Below are 19,447 nucleotides of genomic sequence, written 5' to 3'. Positions count from 1 at the left end.
TCGATCTCCTCCGTTCTTTTATTAATCCATGTCAAGATCTGTTTCAAATTCGGATACTTCTTGTTCCCCATTTTGAATCATTCTCGATAATCGTTGTGAGAACTCTTCTGCTGCATTGACACCCATTCGTTTCAGACGGAAATTCATCGCAGCCACTTCTATAATAACAGCTAAGTTACGACCAGGTCGAACAGGAAGTGTTGCTTTTGGTATTTTAACATCAATAATTTGCATCGTTTCCTCTTCTAGTCCTAATCGGTCATACTGTTTCTTTTGATCCCATGTTTCCAGGTTAATGACTAATGAAATTCGTTTATGTGAGCGGACCGAACCGGCACCAAATAAAGTCATGACATTAATAATACCCAACCCTCTAATTTCCAGCAAGTGCTCTATTAATGGAGGAGAAGATCCGATTAGACGGTCATAATCCTCTTGGCGAATTTCAACACTATCGTCTGCTACAAGGCGATGTCCTCTTTTTACTAGTTCCAGTGCTGTTTCACTCTTACCAACTCCACTTTGCCCTGTAATCAGGACACCGATCCCATAGATATCGACTAAAACACCATGCACTGCTGTAAAAGGAGCAAATTTCGCCTCTAAAAAGTTCGTAATACGACTGATTACTCGCGTTGTTTTATATGGTGAACGCATTAATGGCACACCTGAGTCTTCACATGCTTTCACTAATTCATCTGGAACGGCCATATCTCTTGTTACGACAATGCCTGGCGTTATATCTGTACATAAACGATAAGAACGGTCCTTCTTTTCCTCTTGTGTCAATTCTGAAAAATAAGATAATTCCGTTTTCCCTAATAATTGCAAGCGGTCTTTCGGATAATATTTAAAATAACCTGTCAACTCAATCCCCGGTCGAGAAACCTCACTCATGAAGATCTCACGGTGAACTCCCTCCGCACCAGCAATCAGCTCAATCTGAAAACGATCCAACAAATCCTGCGTACGCACCTTCGCCATACAAAAGCCCCCTTGTTTTGGGACAGAGGAAAAGTGTCCTCGTCCCATTCTATCTCATCTTTTTTAATTCATGATGTAACTATTGTAGCACTTTTTGAAAGGTATAGTACAGATTTGTTCGAAAAAAATCGAGTGTAAGTGATAGTTTCCACTTTTACAGCATTTGATGAGCTAAGTAACTAAGATATTTCCGTATTTAATAGTTATCCATGTTTTACTAGACACAGAAAAAACCGTTATGTGGTCACATAACGGTTTAGTCTTTTACAATCTTATTAATGACTAGGTTCATAATCGAGAATAGAATGGCTGCTATAAATGCAGTTCCAAATCCTTCAATAATGAAATTGTTACCTAATAACGCTTGTGTGAGCCATAGGGTAACGGTATTGATAACCAATAAAAATAACCCTAAAGTTAGTATCGTGATTGGTAACGTTAGTAAAACTAAAATTGGTTTCACAATCGTGTTTAATACAGCTAGAATAATACTAGCTATCAAAGCGACGACAAAGCCATCAATGATAAAGCCCTCAAATAAATAGTCAATTAACATTAACGCTAATGCATTAAATACAAGCGATAAAATCCAGCGCATCCTTATTGAACACCTCTTTTTGGTATGATGATAGCGGCTGCTATATATAGTATAAATAGCGGGAAGCCTGCTGTAAAAATCAGCAATATGATATATATCAATCGTAATATCGTAGCATCTAGTTCGGTTGCTTCTGCAATTCCGCCTAACACTCCTGCAACCATTTGATTTGTTTCGGAACGATATAATTTATTGTTCACCCTGTTGATCCTCCTAAGTCCGTGTCATATTAATACATTTCCACAAAACAGCGAGAATAAACCTATGTTACTATGCTATGCTTATGATTAAAGTTGATGCTTAAAAATTCCAAGTATAAAAAGATTCAACACCTAGCCACTGTTTAGTCGCTTCTACTATATCATCTGCTTCATTTCTTACCTTTGAGAGCATTCCATCAGCTTGTGATTTATGCGCTTGGATCGTTTCAAATTTTTTGGTAAATACTTCACCCACATCGTTCTGAACATCTGGCTCACCAAGTTCTTCCAAATGAGTACGGCTAATTGCTTGTGCCCATACTGTAGGGCGTTCATTCTCAGGGAACATCTCTACCGCTTTAATTGCTGCTGCCCCAAATGCATCATGATCAGGGTGTACTGCATGTCCAGGATAATGTGTAATCACTAATGATGGCTTCAATTTATCTAAGAAAGAAAAAAGATGCTCTGCTACTTCCTCTGTTGATTCAAATTCTAATGTTTTATCACGATACCCTAACATCTCCAGGTTGATGTCAAGTACTTCACATGCTTTAATCAGTTCTTTTTTTCTAATTTCCGGTAAAGTCTCTCTTGTGGCAAAGGTAGGATTTCCCATATTTCGACCCATCTCACCTAAAGTGCCACATAAATAAGTGACCGGAATTCCTTTTTCTCGAAATGTTGTAATCGTTCCAGATGCACCGAATGCTTCATCGTCTGGGTGCGGATAAATAACTACTACGTGTTCTGACACAATAATTCCCCCTCTTCGTTAATACTGAAATGGTGTTTCACTTATCTGTAAGGCTACCATTAACCTTCCTTCACGATCATGACCTGCCATTAAAATTCTATTGTGTTCATCTACTTCATACTGGTTAACGCCTTCTGCATAAATCCAACCAATATCCAGTTTTAAACCAACTCGATATGCAGTACCTGTACCTACTACTTTCCCTCGCTGATAGATTACTTTAGCATTGCGAATGAACGCACCTAAATTGTAAGCATCTTGGTTAAAATGGCTCGCATATGCGCCATTGGTTGTTTCCAAGTGAATATATACTTCTTTATTTGCAAGTTTATCAATATGGTTTTGTAGTTGATTGATTTCAATTGGTTCCATAGAAAATGGACGCCTCCTCTTCCTACATTCTTTCTCTATTCTAGCATAGTATGAGCTGAAGTTCCTGTCTCAGAATTATAAGATATATCTGAAAGTAAATATCTCAGAGTAGAAATAAATGACTGCCCTTATTCGGACAGTCATTTATGCTCAACTTCCTATCTTTGCTTCCATTCTTGCTTTGTCACGTTCTAATACAGGTTTCAGATATTTTCCTGTATGGGATTCCTCAACTTCTACGATTTCTTCTGGTGTTCCAGTTGCGACAATTGTTCCGCCACCGTCTCCACCTTCTGGACCAAGATCAATGATGTGGTCTGCTGCTTTGATTACATCTAAATTATGCTCAATTATAATCACAGTATCTCCATTGTCAACAAGACGTTCTATAACGGCTAACAAGCGAGAGATATCATCTATATGCAAACCTGTTGTCGGTTCATCCAAAATGTACAATGATTTTCCGTTGGATCGGCGGTGTAACTCACTTGCTAATTTTACACGTTGCGCTTCCCCACCTGACAACGTTGTCGCTGGTTGTCCAAGTCGAATATAACCTAAACCAACATCATAAATCGTTTCTAATTTTCGTTTGATCTTCGGAATGTTTTCGAAGAATTTTAATGCTTCTTCGATGGTCATATCAAGAACATCCGAAATATTTTTCCCTTTATATTTCACTTCCAATGTTTCACGATTATATCGTTTACCTTCGCACACTTCACAAGGTACATAGACATCCGGTAAAAAGTGCATCTCGATTTTTATAATCCCATCACCACGGCAAGCTTCACAACGACCACCCTTAACATTGAAACTAAATCGCCCTTTTTTATAACCGCGAATTTTAGCCTCATTTGTCCGGGCAAAAACATCTCGAATATCGTCAAATGCACCTGTATAGGTTGCTGGGTTCGATCTTGGTGTTCTGCCGATTGGCGATTGATCGATATCGATGACTTTTTCTAAATGCTCCATACCTCTTATTTCCTTATGTTTACCTGGCTTTTGTTTTGCACGGTGTAATTGAACGGAAAGACTTTTGTGTAATATTTCATTGATTAAGGAGCTCTTTCCTGATCCAGAAACACCGGTAACCGCCGTGTAAATACCGATTGGAATCTTCGCATTAACATTTTTTAAGTTATTTTCTTCGGCACCAATGATTTCGATAAAACGACCATCAGACTCATAGCGCTTGGCTGGAACTGGAATGAATTTATCTCCAGATAAATATTGGCCGGTCAATGATTTTTTCTTTTTCTTCACTTGGTTTGGAGTGCCTTGAGCTACAACTTCTCCGCCGTGTTCACCGGCACCTGGTCCGATATCAATTAAATAATCAGCTGCTAACATGGTGTCTTCATCATGTTCGACAACAATCAGTGTATTACCAAGATCGCGCATACGTTCCAATGTCTGAATCAATCGATCATTATCTCGTTGGTGTAAACCGATTGATGGTTCATCCAACACATAAAGCACACCCGTTAATGCGGAACCAATCTGAGTTGCTAAACGAATACGCTGTGCTTCTCCGCCAGATAACGAACCAGCAGAACGGGATAAAGTTAGATATTCCAAGCCAACATTTTTTAAGAATGATAAGCGATCATCTAATTCATTAATGATCATATGTGCTATTTGTTCTTCTTTTTCAGACAGTTGAAGTGTTGTAAAGAATTGATGTGCTTCTGTCACTGACAATGCTGTTACCTGTCCAATATGCAAGTCATTTACCTTAACTGCAAGTGCTTCTTCATTTAAACGATAACCCTCACACGTTGGGCAATCATTAGTTGCCATATATTTTTCCATTTGCTCACGAATGAAATCTGATGATGTTTCGCGATAACGACGAGCAATATTATTTAATACACCTTCAAAGTAAATATCATTTTCGCGAAGCATACCATAATCATTTTCATAACGAAAATAGATTTTTTCTTTACCACTGCCATTTAAAATCTTCTCTAATTGTTTTTTCGGCAGTTTGTTCACTGGTACATCCATATCTATTCCATAGTGCTTACAAACACTTTTCAGTAATTGCGGATAGTATTGTGAGCTTGTCGGTTCCCATGCGACAATTGCCCCCTGATTCAGGGTTAAGTCTTTATTAGGGATCACTAAATCAATGTCTACTTCCAATTGTGAACCGAGACCATCACAAGTTTTACATGCTCCCCATGGGCTATTAAAAGAAAAAAGTCTTGGTTCCAGTTCATCGATCGAAAATCCGCAAATAGGACATGCATGATTTTCGCTGAATAACAGTTCTTCATCTCCGATAATATCGACAATGACTTTACCTTCACCTAATTTTAAAGCTGTTTCCAAGGAATCGGATAGTCGACCTGCGATACCGTCTTTTACAACAATCCGATCGATCACAACTTCAATCGAATGTTTTTTATTTTTGTCTAACTGGATATCATCACTGATTTCACGCATTTCTCCATCGATGCGTAAACGAATATACCCTTCTTTTTGCAGGTCCTCCAACACTTTTACATGTGTCCCTTTACGACCAGAGACAACTGGCGCCAGTATTTGCAATTTTGTTCGTTCTGGGTAATCCATGATTCGGTCAACCATTTGCTCAACGGTTTGTGAAGTGATTTCTTCCCCATGAATTGGACAAATCGGATGTCCAATTCTTGCAAAGAGTAACCGCATATAGTCATAAATTTCCGTCACGGTACCAACTGTTGAACGTGGATTACGACTTGTCGTTTTCTGATCGATAGAAATGGCAGGTGATAAACCTTCGATAGAATCAACATCCGGTTTATCCATTTGCCCTAAAAATTGACGAGCATATGCTGAGAGTGATTCTACGTACCGACGTTGCCCCTCAGCATAAATGGTATCAAAAGCTAATGATGATTTACCTGAACCTGACAATCCTGTTAAAACAATCAACTTATCCTTTGGAATATCGATGGAGATATTTTTTAAATTATGTGCACGTGCTCCTTTTATGGAAATGGATTTTTTAGCCATTCATTTCACCCTTCTGCTTTCAATTCTAAAACAAGATCACGAAGCTCAGCTGCTTTTTCGAAATCGAGCTCGCGAGCCGCTTGTTTCATTTCGTTTTCCATTTTTTCGATTAATTCTTGCTTTTCCTTCTTCGTCATGTCACTTACTTGTTTTGCTTTACTATCGTATTGCTCTTCATCTTCTGCCGCCATTGTAGCACGGATCACATCGCGTACTCCCTTATTGATCGTCGTTGGCTCAATACCATGTTTTTCATTATAGGCCTGTTGTTTTTCACGACGGCGATATGTTTCATCAATGGCTGTTTTCATCGAGTCTGTCATTTTGTCGGCATACATAATAACCATACCATTTTCATTACGTGCTGCACGGCCCATCGTTTGGATTAAGGAACGTTGTGATCGTAAGAAACCTTCTTTATCGGCATCTAAGATTGTAACGAGTGATACCTCCGGAATATCCAATCCTTCTCGTAAAAGATTAATACCGACTAAAACATCGTATTTTCCTACCCTTAAGTCACGAATGATCTCAATTCGCTCTAATGTTTTTATTTCAGAGTGTAAGTAAGCTACTTTTAAGCCGACTTCTTTTAAATAATCAGTTAAGTCCTCTGACATTTTTTTAGTGAGCGTCGTAACTAACACACGCTCATTGCGTTCCACTCTTTTGTTAATTTCTCCGATTAAATCATCTACCTGACCATCGATTGGCCGGACATCAACTTCTGGGTCTAATAAACCTGTCGGGCGGATAATTTGCTCGGTCATATCCGGTGTATGTTCTAATTCAAATGGACCAGGTGTTGCAGATACATAGATGAGTTGATTTACTTTTTTCTCAAATTCTTCAAATGTTAACGGGCGGTTATCTAATGCAGACGGCAAACGAAAACCATGATCGACTAATACTTGTTTCCGTGCTTGATCTCCATTATACATACCCCGAATTTGCGGTAAGGTAACATGGGATTCATCAATGACGATTAATGAATCATTCGGAAAATAATCAATTAATGTATAGGGAGTCGAACCAGCTTCTCTTAATGTAAGATGACGGGAATAATTCTCGATTCCGGAGCAAAATCCCATCTCCTCCATCATTTCCAAATCATAATTGGTTCGCTGTTCCAAACGTTGAGCTTCTAACAATTTATCTTCTTCACGGAACTTTTCCAGTTGTTCCTGTAATTCTTTTTTTATATTTTCCATTGCCACTTTCAATTTCTCTTCACGGGTAACGAAGTGTGATGCTGGGAAAATCGCGATATGCTCACGATCACCGATAATTTCACCTGTTAACGCATCTACTTCGCGAATCCGATCAATTTCATCACCAAAAAATTCCACGCGAATACAGTGCTCTTCCCGTGATGCTGGGATAATCTCGACCGAATCACCACGGACACGGAATGTACCACGCTGGAAGTCTATATCATTACGAGCGTACTGAATATCAACAAGACCTCTTAATAGTTCATCACGGTCTTTTTCCATTCCTACTCTTAGCGATAACACTTGGCTTCCATATTCTTCCGGTGAACCTAAACCGTAGATACACGACACACTAGCAACTATTAAGACATCACTGCGTTCAAAAAGTGCAGATGTTGCCGAATGTCGCAGTTTATCAATTTCGTCATTGATGCTCGCGTCTTTTTCAATAAATGTATCTGTCGATGGCACATATGCTTCCGGTTGATAATAATCATAGTAACTGACAAAATATTCGACTGCATTGTTGGGAAAAAATTCTTTAAACTCACTGTAGAGCTGCCCCGCTAATGTCTTATTATGTGCTATTACCAATGTTGGTTTATTAATTTCTTTAACGACATTACTGATGGTAAACGTCTTCCCTGTCCCCGTTGCCCCGAGCAAGGTCTGATGACGTTTCTTTTTCTCTAGTCCTGTTACCAACTCCTTAATCGCGCGCGGCTGGTCGCCTTGTGGCTGATAAGGGGCTTGTAATGAAAAAGTTTGTTGTTCCACCTTAATACCTCCGTTCTCATACTACTTTTCATATTATACACTATATTCCAATAAAAAGCGAACAAATATTCGTTTATTGTTTTTTGTTTCTCTTTCTTCATTATAACCAAAGGTACCGGGTTGATAAAAAGATATGATGTCGGTTGAGGATTATTGAGACTTAGACATTTTACTATCAACTTTCGGGATTTACTATCAACTTCCTGACTCAAACAAAAACCACAGCTATTCACAGCTGTGGTTTTGCTCATTATGTGGTTTGATCGTATTGGTTTACTTCATATAAATCAACCAGATCGATCTCTGGGTGTTTATCGATGAACCACCTTAAGGCGAAATCATTTTTAAATAATACGAGGAATTCGTCTTCACGATCTTTTACTAATAGATTACGTTCATCAAATAATTTTGGATCGACTTGTTCTTTTTTTAACCAACGTGGAATGCGATCGCCAATTGATTCAAGCATTACTTCTACATTGTACTCATTTTTCATGCGATGCTGGAATACTTCATATTGCAGCTGTCCTACGGCACCGATGATCATCGAGTCGGTTGGATAACCTCGGAACAATTGAATAGCGCCTTCCTGTACCAGCTGCTCAATCCCTTTTCTAAACTGCTTTGCCTTCATAACGTTCTTTGCTGTCACTCGCTGGAACATTTCAGGCGGGAATTGTGGTAATTCATCATATTCAAACGCCTTCTTACCTTCGATCAATGTATCGCCAATTCGATAGGATCCTGGATCATAAACACCGATAATATCACCGGCATAGGCTTCTTCCACGGTATCACGAGAGGAAGCAACGAATTGTTGTGTTTGACCTAAGCGAATAGTTTTACCGGTTCGAGCAAGTGTTACATTCATACCACGTTCAAATCGGCCAGAACAAACACGTAGGAAGGCAATACGGTCACGGTGTTGCGGGTTCATATTTGCTTGAATTTTGAAAATGAAGCCGGAAAAATCAGGATAATCAGGACTGATTACTTCTTCTTCCGTACGACGTGGTCCTGGTACAGGTGCCATGTCTATGAATGTATCGAAAAAGGTCTGAACACCGAATGGCGCAAGCGCACTACCAAAAAATACTGGTGTTTGCTCCCCAGCCAGTACACGGTCTATCGAAAATTGATCGCCCGCTTCATCCAATAATTCTAGTTCTTCAACTGTATCCTGATAAGTTGGATGGTTATAAATCTCTTCTTCTTTTTCCATGTCAGCCATTGGAATATAAGTTTCTTCTTCATTGCCATTATAACGAATAAATTGATCATGATAACGATCTAAAATGCCTAAGAAACGTTTCCCCATACCGACCGGCCAGTTCATTGGATAGGTTTCAATATTCAGCACATCTTCAATTTGATCTAATAAATCTAAAGGTTCGCGTCCCTCACGGTCTAATTTATTGATAAACGTAAAAATTGGAATTCCGCGCATTTTACATACTTTAAACAGTTTAATCGTTTGGGCTTCGATCCCTTTTGTTGCATCAATAATCATAACTACACTATCGACAGCTGTTAGCGTGCGATACGTGTCTTCACTAAAATCTTCGTGACCAGGCGTGTCGAGAATATTGACTTTATGCCCTTTATAATCAAAGTTCATCACACTGGAAGTCACCGAGATCCCACGTTGCTTTTCAATCTCCATCCAGTCTGATGTCGCAAATTTCCCTGACTTCTTTCCTTTTACTGTACCTGCTGAGCGAATTAAATTTCCAAACAACAATAGTTTTTCGGTCATCGTTGTTTTCCCTGCATCAGGGTGTGAAATAATCGCAAAGGTTTTTCTTTTTTGCACTTCTTCATGTAATTCCATATTGTTACCTACTTTCTGCTTAACGTACCTATTAACCTCTCCCATTTTAACACTTATCAATCCATAGTGAAAATAAAAATATCAACAAGATGGCATCAAAAGCAAAATCTGATATAATATAATGATGGATTCTTTAAATAAGGATGGGATCAATTTGCAACAAATTCAAATGACAGAACAATCGATTCGCCAGCTTACTGGTGAACGTTTCTTTAATAGAGGTTATCAATATTATCAAGCTGGTAAAGTTTATGGACTTTCCTATAATCCGGAATCCAATTCTTGGCGTGGACTAGTAAAGGGAACTAAAATTTATACCGTGCGTATTTATTTTACAGACGACATGAAGGTGGATACCACATGCAACTGTCCGGCCTTTGAAACACATGGTACATGTAAACACATTGCTGCAGTACTATTAGCGATTACTCAGGATGCTCAATCTAATCGCAGGAAGTTTGCAGTCGACCGAAGTGCCCAACAAGCACCTGTACAAGATACGGACCTGTTCGCAAAACAATTATTACATACTTTTCGTAATAAAAAAGAACAGGAAGAAACACCCCAAGTTGTAGAAACGGAGTACCTTTTGTCCTTAACAAAGGCGAATAAAAATTCACAATATGCCCTTAGTATTGAAGTGAAAATTGGGGATAAAAGACCGTATGTCATCCGGGATATACGTGGGTTCTTAAAAGCATTAAACAGTGGTGAGTCCTTTAAAGTAAACCAAAGCTTTACATTTTATCCATCTATTCATTACTTTACATCTAAAGATCAAAAAATGATCGAGATGCTTTTGACCTGTTATGAACAGGAGCGCCTATTCGGAAACAGCTATGTTTTGAAGCTTGAGCATCCTAGAAATATTTATATTCCTCCTAGCTTAATTGACCAATTGTTAGACCAATTAGTTGATATGGATTATATTTTTCGACATGATAACAATAAAGAATATCAAGTAATAGAAGTCGGGGAGATGGCGGATCAACTTCAGTTCCACCTCGATTACCAGCAACCAAAAAACTTTACATTGGAGATGACAGATCTATCCGAATATTATTTTTTAGATAGTTATCGCTATGTAATCCATGAACATCATTTTTATAAAATAACGTATCAACAAAAAGTAATTTTAGATAAATTGTTTCGGGTTACCCCTTTCCAAAATAAGAAAAAGCAGGTAATATCGCCAAATGAAATGGATGTCTTCGTCAAAAATGTCATGCCTCAATTCGAACAAGTAGGCACGTTAAATATGACGGAGCGAATGGAGAAACAAATCAACACGTCACCATTACAGACGAAAATCTATGTGGACGAAATAGATGGCGCATTAAAAACTGAAGTGGAATATCAATATGGGGAATCCGTATTTACCCCCTTCTCCGAACAAGGGGCAGGGGAAACCATTGTCAAACGCGAAACACATAAGGAACAAGAAATTCTACAGCTACTTCGTGATGAAGCATTTATCGAAATGAACCAAGCATTTTATTTATTTAATGATGACTCGATATATTCGTTCATTCATGAAGGCGTCTATCAACTAGAAACAATAGCATCTGTTTACTTATCAAGAAGTGTTAAACAGATGCTGGAGGGTATCGATCAAATTTCATTACAATCCAATGTCGATTATCGTCCGTCTGAAGGGATGCTCGATATCGAATTCGACATGGATGGTATATCAGACGAAGATGTCGCAAATATATTGCAAGCGTTAGTCGAAAAAAAGCGCTACTATCGGATACCGAACGGAGCACTTATCCATTTAGAATCAGATGACTTTTCTTCCTTCCAACGGCTGCAAAAGACATTAGATTTGTCAAAAAAACAGATGGAAGATGGCAAAATCTCTATTCCTGCTGCTCGTAGCTTTCAAGTCGAGGAAGCATTGAATAAGAATGATCATCGTTATAGTGAATCATTCCAGCAAATGCTCGAGCAGTTAAAACACCCAGAGCAGCTGCAATTTGAATTACCAGATCAGTTAGAAGCAGATGTCCGAGACTACCAAGTAACTGGATTTCAATGGATGAAAGCATTATCCCATTATCATTTAGGCGGTATTTTAGCGGATGATATGGGGCTAGGGAAAACTTTACAGACGATCAGCTACATTCTTTCGGAAGCAAATGATAAAACAGATCGTTATCAAACGCTTGTCATTGCGCCTGCTTCCCTTCTGTACAATTGGAAAAAGGAAATTGAAAAATTTGCACCGACACTGTCTGCTGGTGTGATTATTGGACCCAAACATGAACGAAAAAAATTACTGCAGCAACATCAAGATACTAATATTCTGATTACATCTTATCCGACATTACGGAAAGACCAAGACCTCTATGAAGATCATTTGTTTGATTGCATTATTCTTGATGAAGCGCAGGCGATTAAAAATCATTTGACCTTAACGGCTAAAGCGGTACGTTCCTTACAGGCGAAGCAATTTTTCGCACTGAGTGGCACTCCAATCGAAAATGCTTTGGATGAACTATGGTCGATTTTTTATACAATATCACCTGGATTATTTGGTAGTAAAAAAGCTTTCAGTAATCTGAATACTGACTATATCTCCAAGATTACCAGACCTTTTATATTACGACGCGTGAAAAAAGACGTACTCGATGAACTACCTGACAAAATTGAATCTGTTCAATATTCAGAGCTGACCAAGGAACAAAAAGAAGTATATATTGGGTACCTACAACGCATTCAAAGTGAATTAGATGAAACGATTGAAGAAAAAGGATTTAACCGTGGCAAACTGCAAATTTTAGCCGGACTCACCCGACTACGGCAAATTTGTTGTCACCCGAGTTTATTTTTGGAAAATTACAGTGGTCATTCAGGAAAATTAGATCAGTTGATGGAATTAACGAATGAGTTAGAAGCTAACGGAAAGCGAACATTAATTTTCTCTCAATTTTCCAGCATGCTTGAGATTATTCGTGATACTTTACAAGCAAATGGTCAAGAAGTATTTTATTTAGATGGGTCGACTCCTTCTGAACAACGAATGAAAATGGTTGAAGCATTTAACGAGGGAGAAAAAGGATTTTTCTTAATTTCATTAAAAGCTGGCGGAACAGGACTTAACCTAACCGGGGCAGATACAGTTATTTTATATGATCTATGGTGGAACCCAGCAGTTGAGGAACAGGCAGCAGGAAGAGCACATCGAATCGGTCAGAAAAACGTAGTACAAGTGATCCGTTTCATCACGGAAGGAACAATTGAAGAAAAAATTTATCAGATGCAACAAAAGAAACGTGAGTTAGTCGATCAAATCATCCAACCTGGAGAAACCTTACTATCTAAATTATCAGAAGAAGAGATTCGTGAACTGTTGCAATTTAACGAAAAACAAGAGAGCTAGTGATTAGCTCTCTTGTTTTTCTTGTATCTCTTCTTGTACATAGCTATTATTTTCTTTCACAAACAATATTCCCAGTTTGTGATGTTCGCCTTCATATAAAGCACGTTGAGCAAAGCGGATTTCCCCGTTTAAATCTTTAATACTTAATTTACAAAAAGCTCTATTTTGATTAACGGCTTGATAAAAAGCTTCTTCATTTTCTACTGTCCTATCGTTCACTTTCACAATTCTTTCTCCTGGAATTAAAGCTAAATCAACTGCTGGAGTACTTGGTAATGTTCCAAGTACTAACAGCCCCTTTTCTGCAGGTTGAAAATACGGTGTATGACGCTGTTCTGCAGATCGATAAACAAGCTGTATGATTTCCTTCCCTAAAAATGCAACAGCAAACGCAACAACCGTTAAAAACGGAATGAAGTAACTCCCTACTGCTATTAGCAAAATGACAATTGCTAATAAGGCAATTTTTTTGGATAACCAATCAGCTGCTTCACGAGGTAAGCGAGACTTGACGATATATTCAAAGCCGAATACATATGGTAATATCATTACGCCAAATGACTCACCAGCAATTTCTAATAATGGCCACTCCGCAAAAGGCTCTATCCAGCCGCCAGGTATTAAGGCAATAAACGGGATAATGGTCAGTTTTTTGATACGATGCTGACCTAAGTATTTACCGCGACTGCTTTTAATAAGTTCAGGGTAGGTATCATCACTATGTATCTTGGCTAAAAACCACGTTTCTGTCAGTAACAGGATGCCAATGATAAAAGGTATATAGAATAAATCTGTTAAATCAAGTAGGTAGAGCCAATTGCTTGGTAGGTAATCATCTCCATATATGTTGAGAAAATACATGATAGCAGACACAATTGCTAACGTGTATCCAGCTGAAAGCCAACTGAATCGGTTACCGATCGCAACAATTAACATAACAAAACCTAATAATAGAGCAAATGGAAGCGAAATAACAAAACCAAACGCAATGGACAAAATCGATAAGGTCAACCCTACCATGATCGATATCGACCATGTATGTTTTGTCTCATAAAAATACGGATACACTTTCGTTCCAAAGCTTTGACGATCCTTTTTAATTCGCCAGTAACCACTCAGCAATAGGAGTAGTATAAATAAATAGATAAACGGCTGCATAAAAACACGTGCGATAACCCCACCAAATTCAATCAACCAATCCATCCCAAATAACCCCTCCCCAACTAAACATCATTTTCTTTTTAGCCAATTCCTTATGTAAAAGCGTAGTTTTACTTATACTATCTTCGTAAAAAATATATAAATTCTGCAAGTCAGAAATATGTATATTACCCCTCTATTATGGTTCCTGACACGCAAAATATAAAATTAAAAACTTAAACTCTATCATATCAACACTTTACTATTAATCAGTACAAAACGCAAATGCATAATCGGGTATATTCATGAAAGTTTCTAGGGCAAATTTTGGGGCTATTTTGTGACAGTAATACGTCGTGGAGATGATAGGGGATAAAAAAGCACCTACTAACCAATAAATCAGTACAGTTTGCAGAATATACGTATTACTTAAAAAGAAAAGAGGAAAAGCAGACGCTATAGAATGATTGATATGATTTAAAGTTCCGTTTTTCCGCACCGGTCTGTGATGTCAGATGGTTGGGTAAAACGTGTAGGGGTAATTCTTCAAAAGGATTACAATATAATACGTGAATTGGGGAACGGGAACGCCTTTATTACATACACAGCAAAAAACTATCGCGCCTACCGAACGGTTTGTTCTTTAGTATAGGTTATAATTTCAGCCCTGGATTTCCACGCCAGGGCTTTTTGCTAACTACATAGATTTTATATTCATGCATTATTAAAATGTTCCCGCGTTTAATCGACGTTGTAATTCTTTGATGATAAGTGATGGTTCACTTAATTCACCATCTACCACAGTACCTAGATATTCCTGTAATCTCCGGATTGTTTGTGGCCCTAAATAACCGTCAACCATAGCGCCAATATTACTTTGTAATGCCTTAATGACTAAACTACCACCTTTACCAAAGGTGATACCTGATACGATCTTTGACGTAACTTCATTGCGTAATTGATTGCTGATTACACCATCAACTACGGTACCAAAATATTCTTGTAATGCTCTTGTGGTTTGTTCTCCCCACCATCCATCTACTTTTAGATTGACTTTCAGGGTCTTTTTCTTTGCAATAACCGCATTCGGATCTTTAGCTTTTACTTTCTTCTTTAAATTAAAGATCTTAATCAAACCGTTCACGTGACCTTGCGCAATGTCGTCTAAGAAAGAATCTTTCCTTAAACGAGATGCATCATTGACAGTATCAATAAATCCATTTTCGGTTAGGATTGCTGGCATATTGGATTCACGGACCATGTGGAAATTAGCTTTTTTCTTTCCACGGTTAGGTAAATGAACTTGATCAATAATTGCTTGGTGCATAACATCACGTTTCTTTGCAGTAGAGGAACTATTAGATAATCCATTATAGATAAAATCTTCATAGCCAGTACCACCACCAGCATTAATGTGAACAGATATAAGATAATCAGCTCCCCATTTATTAGCATCATTCGAACGTTGTTTTAATGATAACGTTTTATCATTGGCACGACTTAGACGAACAGATACACCCTGATACTGATTTAATTTATTTTTAATTTTTTTCGAGATAGCTAATGTTAAATCCTTTTCCCTAAGTCCGTTTCCTGTTGCTCCTGGGTCAGTACCTCCATGACCTGGATCAATATAAATTTTAACCATCATTTATCCTCCTCCTTATCATTAAACTCTTCTCGTAATTCTTCCGTCACGCTTTTGCTACTTTCTTCATTTATATGCTTTAGCTTATTTGCTAGGTTGGACGGTACCAACACATCAACTTTAGCAAGATTCTCGATGATACTAAGACCCCCATTGGCAATTTTAAAAAGCACAGTCGCATAAGTGACTGCACCATTACGTCCAAGTATTTGGTCCACTACGTTAACTAAGATAATCACTACCAAGATAAGTAGCTTTCTTGCATTCCCAAATAATGATTTACGTGACCACAAGCGACGAACTCACACTCATCTAGGAAAGAACGGAAGGAAGCAAGCCCACGTGAAAGTTACTGCGCAGTTTATGTATTTCATTCATGATTTTCGTTTTCTTTTAGATAAAAAAGCTGCCATAGTGGGTTCCTATGACAGCTTTAGGGCTGTTGTTCTAATTATTGGGTTAGAGTGTCGATTGCTTTTTCTAGTTGGTGATCGTCTTCGTTGTTTCGGATTTTTTCAATGATCGTTGTTTGCAGTACTTCTGCTGTTTTTTCGTCAACTTCTCCTGTTACATTAAGTTCCTGATCTTGTTGAAATGCTTCCACTGCTGCTTGAGTTTCTTCATTAAAATAGCCATCTGTGCGCCCTGGCTCATAACCTAAGCCTTCCAGCATAATTTGAACATTTTCGATTTTATCATCACTCTGATTATAAGTTAGAGGTTCCTCGACTTGGACAGGGTTGGTGTAATAATAATCCGGCATTTTTTGTTCAATCGTTGGCTCTACTCCAACTTCATGTATCGAGTTCCCTTCAGGTGTTAACCATCTGAATCGTGTAATCTTAATCGTACTGCCATCACCCATCGATACGGTCTGTTGTACGGTTCCTTTTCCAAATGAAGTTTCACCGACAATATCATAATCTAACGCTTCGTTTAAGGAAGCAGCCATTATCTCAGATGCAGAGGCACTACCCTCATTAATCAATGTTACAATTGGATAGTCTTTAGGAGACTCAATGTCGGAAAAATATCTTGTTTTCTTTCCTGAAGGATCCTCAATTTGAATATAAGGGGTATCCTTAGGAACAAAATTCTTTAAAATATCCTCCACAGAAGGTAACAAGCCACCTGGATTTCCGCGTACATCTATTACTAAACCATCAATATCTTGATCCTCTAAATCCTTTAATTCTTTTTCAAAATCACTAGCAGTATTCTCTGAGAATGAGGTTAATTCAATAATACCAATTAACTTTCCATCCTCTTCCCTTGTATCGCTATAAACCGTTTCTAGTGGTATCGCATCTCTTGTGAGTTCTACTTCTAACATATCATCTACACCAGGTCTTCTGATTTCTAACACTACCTGAGACCCTTTTTCTCCACGTATTTTATTCACTGCTTCATAAAGGTCTAATCCTTCCACACTTTCTCCATCAACGGAAAGAATTTGGTCATTTGGTTTTAAACCTGCTTTTTCAGCTGGAGAATCCTTTATCGGCGCAACAATCGTTACATTTCCTTCAGTCATCGAAACTTCAGCACCAATTCCCTCAAAAGAGGACTCAATTTGTTCATTGAATTGGTCCATTGTTTCTTGATCCATATAAACACTATAAGGGTCCTCAAGAGATTGGAGCATGCCTTGAATGGCACCTTCAATTAAATGCTTATCCTCAACCTCTTCTACATAGTTTTCCTTTATGATTGAAAACGCATCTACTACCTTAGACATTTTCCCCATATTTTCTTCTATCGTTTCCTGTTGATCAGCCAGTTCTACCAACAAATCGCGATCTGAACTCGCTATATTGCCATTAGAGCTTGTTCCATCTACAAAAAAGGACAAGCCTACATAGGTACCAATTGCTCCTAAAGCAATTGCTACAAACAAAAATAACACGAGATACCTTTTTCTAATATTCATTATTCCACCCCATAGCCTTAAATAAAGTGAGACTTCCATCAGTGGTGGTTTTTGCCCCACACTGATTGTAGCGAAACTTATCAGGGAGTTAGCGTCCATGATAAAAACATGTTTACTTCTATATTATGAAGGTTTAAAAAAGACATCACAAGTATTTTGTGATGTCTTTCGATTTTTAATTTTACGGTAAATAGTTTAGTGGATTTACGCCATTATGTTGTTGCCATCCACCTATATGTACTTCAAAGTGTAAATGATCTCCAAATGAATTACCTGTATTACCCATTGTACCGATTTGCTGACCTTGTGAGACCGAGTCACCGTATGATACTCCCCTACTATTTAAGTGTGCATATACGGTAGTAAGATCGAGTTCTGGATGATAGACAAAGATTGTATTTCCATAGCTGGAAGATACGTACGATCTAGATACAACACCATCAGCAGCTGCTTTAATCGGGGTGCCTTTACCATTCGCAATGTCAATACCATAATGGAAACCTCCGCCATTAAATGAACGATAACCATAATCGGAAGTTTTTCTACCTGCTGCCGGCCATGCCAAACTTCCATTTCCACCTGCTGACAAGGAAGGACTATTATTATTGGACTGGCTACTAGAAGAACTATCTTCTGATTTTTCTTGTGCTTTACGTTGTTCCTCTGCTAATTGTTCGATTTTTTGTTGTGCTTCTTTCTTTGCTTTTTCTATCATAGCTGCCTGCTGCTGCAATGTTTCTTGTTCTTCGGCTAAACTCATCTTATGTTCATGCAATTCTTCTTCTTCCGTTTCCAATTGTGCTATAAGATTTTCTTTATTAACCATTTGGTCATTTAACGTTGATTGAATCTCGTCTAATTCCTGCTTTTGAGCAACTAACGAAGCCTTCGTATTTTCTAATTCTTGTTTATCTTCTTCTAAGGCTACTTGTTTTTCTTCCATTTCTGCTTTATTCTCTTCTACTGCAACTTTGTTTTCTTCGAGTTTTTCTTTATCCTCCTGCTGTTCTTCCACGATTTTTTTATCAGAATCCATGATTTTCGTTACCGCTGTAGCACGGTTAATAAAATCGCCAAAGCTTTGCGCTCCTAAGATTACTTCCAAGTAACTTGTGTTTCCACCATTTTGTTGGATGGAACGCAATCTATTTTTTAACAATTCTTCTCTAGATTCAATTTTCTCTTCAAGCTGTTTAATTTCTTCTTTTAATGCTTCAATTTCATCCTTTAGTGCTGTAATCTCTTCTTCCGTCTTTGCTATTTCATCTTCGGTTTCAGATATTTTATTGTTAGTTGCTGCAATATCGTTTTCTTTTGCTTGCAATTTAGCATGTGTTTCTTCTAAATCACTATTGATAACGTCTATTTCATTTTTTGTTTCTTCTTGTTGTTCCTGATTTTCATTAATTTTTTCCTCAGTCTCATTTACTTCACTTTCTACACCATTAGTTTCTTGATTAATTTGATTCTTTTCGTCTTCTAATTCATCGACTTTTTCATTCAATTCATTCACAGATTCAGCAAAAACTGATGTTGATGAGAAAATGGTACCGATGATTAATATAGTTAGGATTAAATAACACCGTTTCATATGACTTCCCCTCTCTA

At 37.9% G+C, this 19,447-nt stretch carries 14 protein-coding genes; 1 reads left to right on the top strand and 13 read right to left on the bottom strand.

The window, feature by feature from the left end; translation table 11 throughout:
* Positions 1–21: 21 nt before the first annotated feature.
* The 8 genes from hprK to GI584_RS08815 all read right to left on the bottom strand — a co-directional run bounded on the left by hprK (position 22) and on the right by GI584_RS08815 (position 9,739).
* Complete coding sequence (gene hprK, locus GI584_RS08850) at positions 22–984, bottom strand: HPr(Ser) kinase/phosphatase (protein WP_153791011.1); 963 nt, start codon at positions 982–984, stop codon at positions 22–24.
* Positions 985–1,240: 256 nt separating this feature from the next.
* The gene (locus tag GI584_RS08845) at positions 1,241–1,582 is read right to left on the bottom strand and encodes a phage holin family protein (RefSeq protein ID WP_100361030.1); all 342 of its coding nucleotides are present in this window, start codon (positions 1,580–1,582) and stop codon (positions 1,241–1,243) included.
* 2 nt (positions 1,583–1,584) lie between these two features.
* Entirely contained in the window at positions 1,585–1,782 is a 198-nt protein-coding gene (locus GI584_RS08840; protein WP_100361031.1) for a PspC domain-containing protein, read from the bottom strand.
* A gap of 100 nt (positions 1,783–1,882) precedes the next feature.
* On the bottom strand, positions 1,883–2,539 hold the full coding sequence (bshB2, locus tag GI584_RS08835; protein ID WP_153791010.1) for a bacillithiol biosynthesis deacetylase BshB2: 657 nt from the start codon (positions 2,537–2,539) through the stop codon (positions 1,883–1,885).
* 18 nt (positions 2,540–2,557) lie between these two features.
* Complete coding sequence (locus GI584_RS08830) at positions 2,558–2,911, bottom strand: YojF family protein (RefSeq protein WP_153791009.1); 354 nt, start codon at positions 2,909–2,911, stop codon at positions 2,558–2,560.
* A 150-nt stretch (positions 2,912–3,061) separates the two neighbouring features.
* Positions 3,062–5,917: an excinuclease ABC subunit UvrA gene (gene uvrA / locus GI584_RS08825; protein ID WP_153791008.1), complete on the bottom strand. Its 2,856-nt coding sequence runs from the start codon at positions 5,915–5,917 to the stop codon at positions 3,062–3,064.
* A 5-nt stretch (positions 5,918–5,922) separates the two neighbouring features.
* A complete protein-coding gene (uvrB, locus tag GI584_RS08820; protein ID WP_153791007.1) occupies positions 5,923–7,908 on the bottom strand; it encodes an excinuclease ABC subunit UvrB in 1,986 nt (661 codons plus the stop codon).
* Positions 7,909–8,158: 250 nt separating this feature from the next.
* Entirely contained in the window at positions 8,159–9,739 is a 1,581-nt protein-coding gene (locus tag GI584_RS08815; RefSeq protein ID WP_153791006.1) for a peptide chain release factor 3, read from the bottom strand.
* A 154-nt stretch (positions 9,740–9,893) separates the two neighbouring features.
* Between GI584_RS08815 and GI584_RS08810 the strand changes: the two genes are divergently transcribed.
* Positions 9,894–13,121, top strand: coding sequence for a DEAD/DEAH box helicase (locus tag GI584_RS08810; protein WP_153791005.1), 3,228 nt, complete (start codon positions 9,894–9,896; stop codon positions 13,119–13,121).
* A gap of 3 nt (positions 13,122–13,124) precedes the next feature.
* Here GI584_RS08810 and GI584_RS08805 read toward each other — a convergent pair whose 3' ends face one another.
* The 5 genes from GI584_RS08805 to GI584_RS08785 form a co-directional block, all read right to left on the bottom strand.
* The gene (locus tag GI584_RS08805) at positions 13,125–14,324 is read right to left on the bottom strand and encodes a PDZ domain-containing protein (protein WP_153791004.1); all 1,200 of its coding nucleotides are present in this window, start codon (positions 14,322–14,324) and stop codon (positions 13,125–13,127) included.
* Positions 14,325–14,985: 661 nt separating this feature from the next.
* Positions 14,986–15,912, bottom strand: a complete 927-nt coding sequence (locus GI584_RS08800) for an N-acetylmuramoyl-L-alanine amidase family protein (RefSeq protein ID WP_228552375.1) — start codon at positions 15,910–15,912, stop codon at positions 14,986–14,988.
* Positions 15,909–16,202 (bottom strand): phage holin family protein, encoded by a 294-nt coding sequence (locus GI584_RS08795; RefSeq protein WP_100361039.1) that lies wholly within the window; start codon positions 16,200–16,202, stop codon positions 15,909–15,911. The genes GI584_RS08800 and GI584_RS08795 overlap by 4 nt, the downstream gene beginning before the upstream one ends.
* A 158-nt stretch (positions 16,203–16,360) precedes the next feature.
* Positions 16,361–17,839 (bottom strand): S41 family peptidase, encoded by a 1,479-nt coding sequence (locus tag GI584_RS08790; protein WP_153791002.1) that lies wholly within the window; start codon positions 17,837–17,839, stop codon positions 16,361–16,363.
* 181 nt (positions 17,840–18,020) lie between these two features.
* Positions 18,021–19,430: a murein hydrolase activator EnvC family protein gene (locus GI584_RS08785; protein ID WP_153791001.1), complete on the bottom strand. Its 1,410-nt coding sequence runs from the start codon at positions 19,428–19,430 to the stop codon at positions 18,021–18,023.
* Between the last annotated feature and the right edge of the window lie 17 nt (positions 19,431–19,447).

Origin of the sequence: Gracilibacillus salitolerans (assembly GCF_009650095.1) — a bacterium.
Classification (GTDB): Bacteria; Bacillota; Bacilli; order Bacillales; family Amphibacillaceae; genus Gracilibacillus; species Gracilibacillus salitolerans.
This window is presented reverse-complemented; position numbering and strand designations above follow the sequence as displayed.

What these genes read in the sequence shown, in the direction of transcription:
- hprK (WP_153791011.1), bottom strand. Translation starts at nt 984, where the DNA reads ATGGCGAAGGTGCGTACGCAGGATTTGTTGGATCGTTTTCAGATTGAG.
- GI584_RS08845 (WP_100361030.1), bottom strand. Translation starts at nt 1,582, where the DNA reads ATGCGCTGGATTTTATCGCTTGTATTTAATGCATTAGCGTTAATGTTA.
- GI584_RS08830 (WP_153791009.1), bottom strand. Translation starts at nt 2,911, where the DNA reads ATGGAACCAATTGAAATCAATCAACTACAAAACCATATTGATAAACTT.
- uvrA (WP_153791008.1), bottom strand. Translation starts at nt 5,917, where the DNA reads ATGGCTAAAAAATCCATTTCCATAAAAGGAGCACGTGCACATAATTTA.
- GI584_RS08815 (WP_153791006.1), bottom strand. Translation starts at nt 9,739, where the DNA reads ATGGAATTACATGAAGAAGTGCAAAAAAGAAAAACCTTTGCGATTATT.
- GI584_RS08805 (WP_153791004.1), bottom strand. Translation starts at nt 14,324, where the DNA reads ATGGATTGGTTGATTGAATTTGGTGGGGTTATCGCACGTGTTTTTATG.
- GI584_RS08800 (WP_228552375.1), bottom strand. Translation starts at nt 15,912, where the DNA reads ATGATGGTTAAAATTTATATTGATCCAGGTCATGGAGGTACTGACCCA.
- GI584_RS08790 (WP_153791002.1), bottom strand. Translation starts at nt 17,839, where the DNA reads ATGAATATTAGAAAAAGGTATCTCGTGTTATTTTTGTTTGTAGCAATT.
- GI584_RS08785 (WP_153791001.1), bottom strand. Translation starts at nt 19,430, where the DNA reads ATGAAACGGTGTTATTTAATCCTAACTATATTAATCATCGGTACCATT.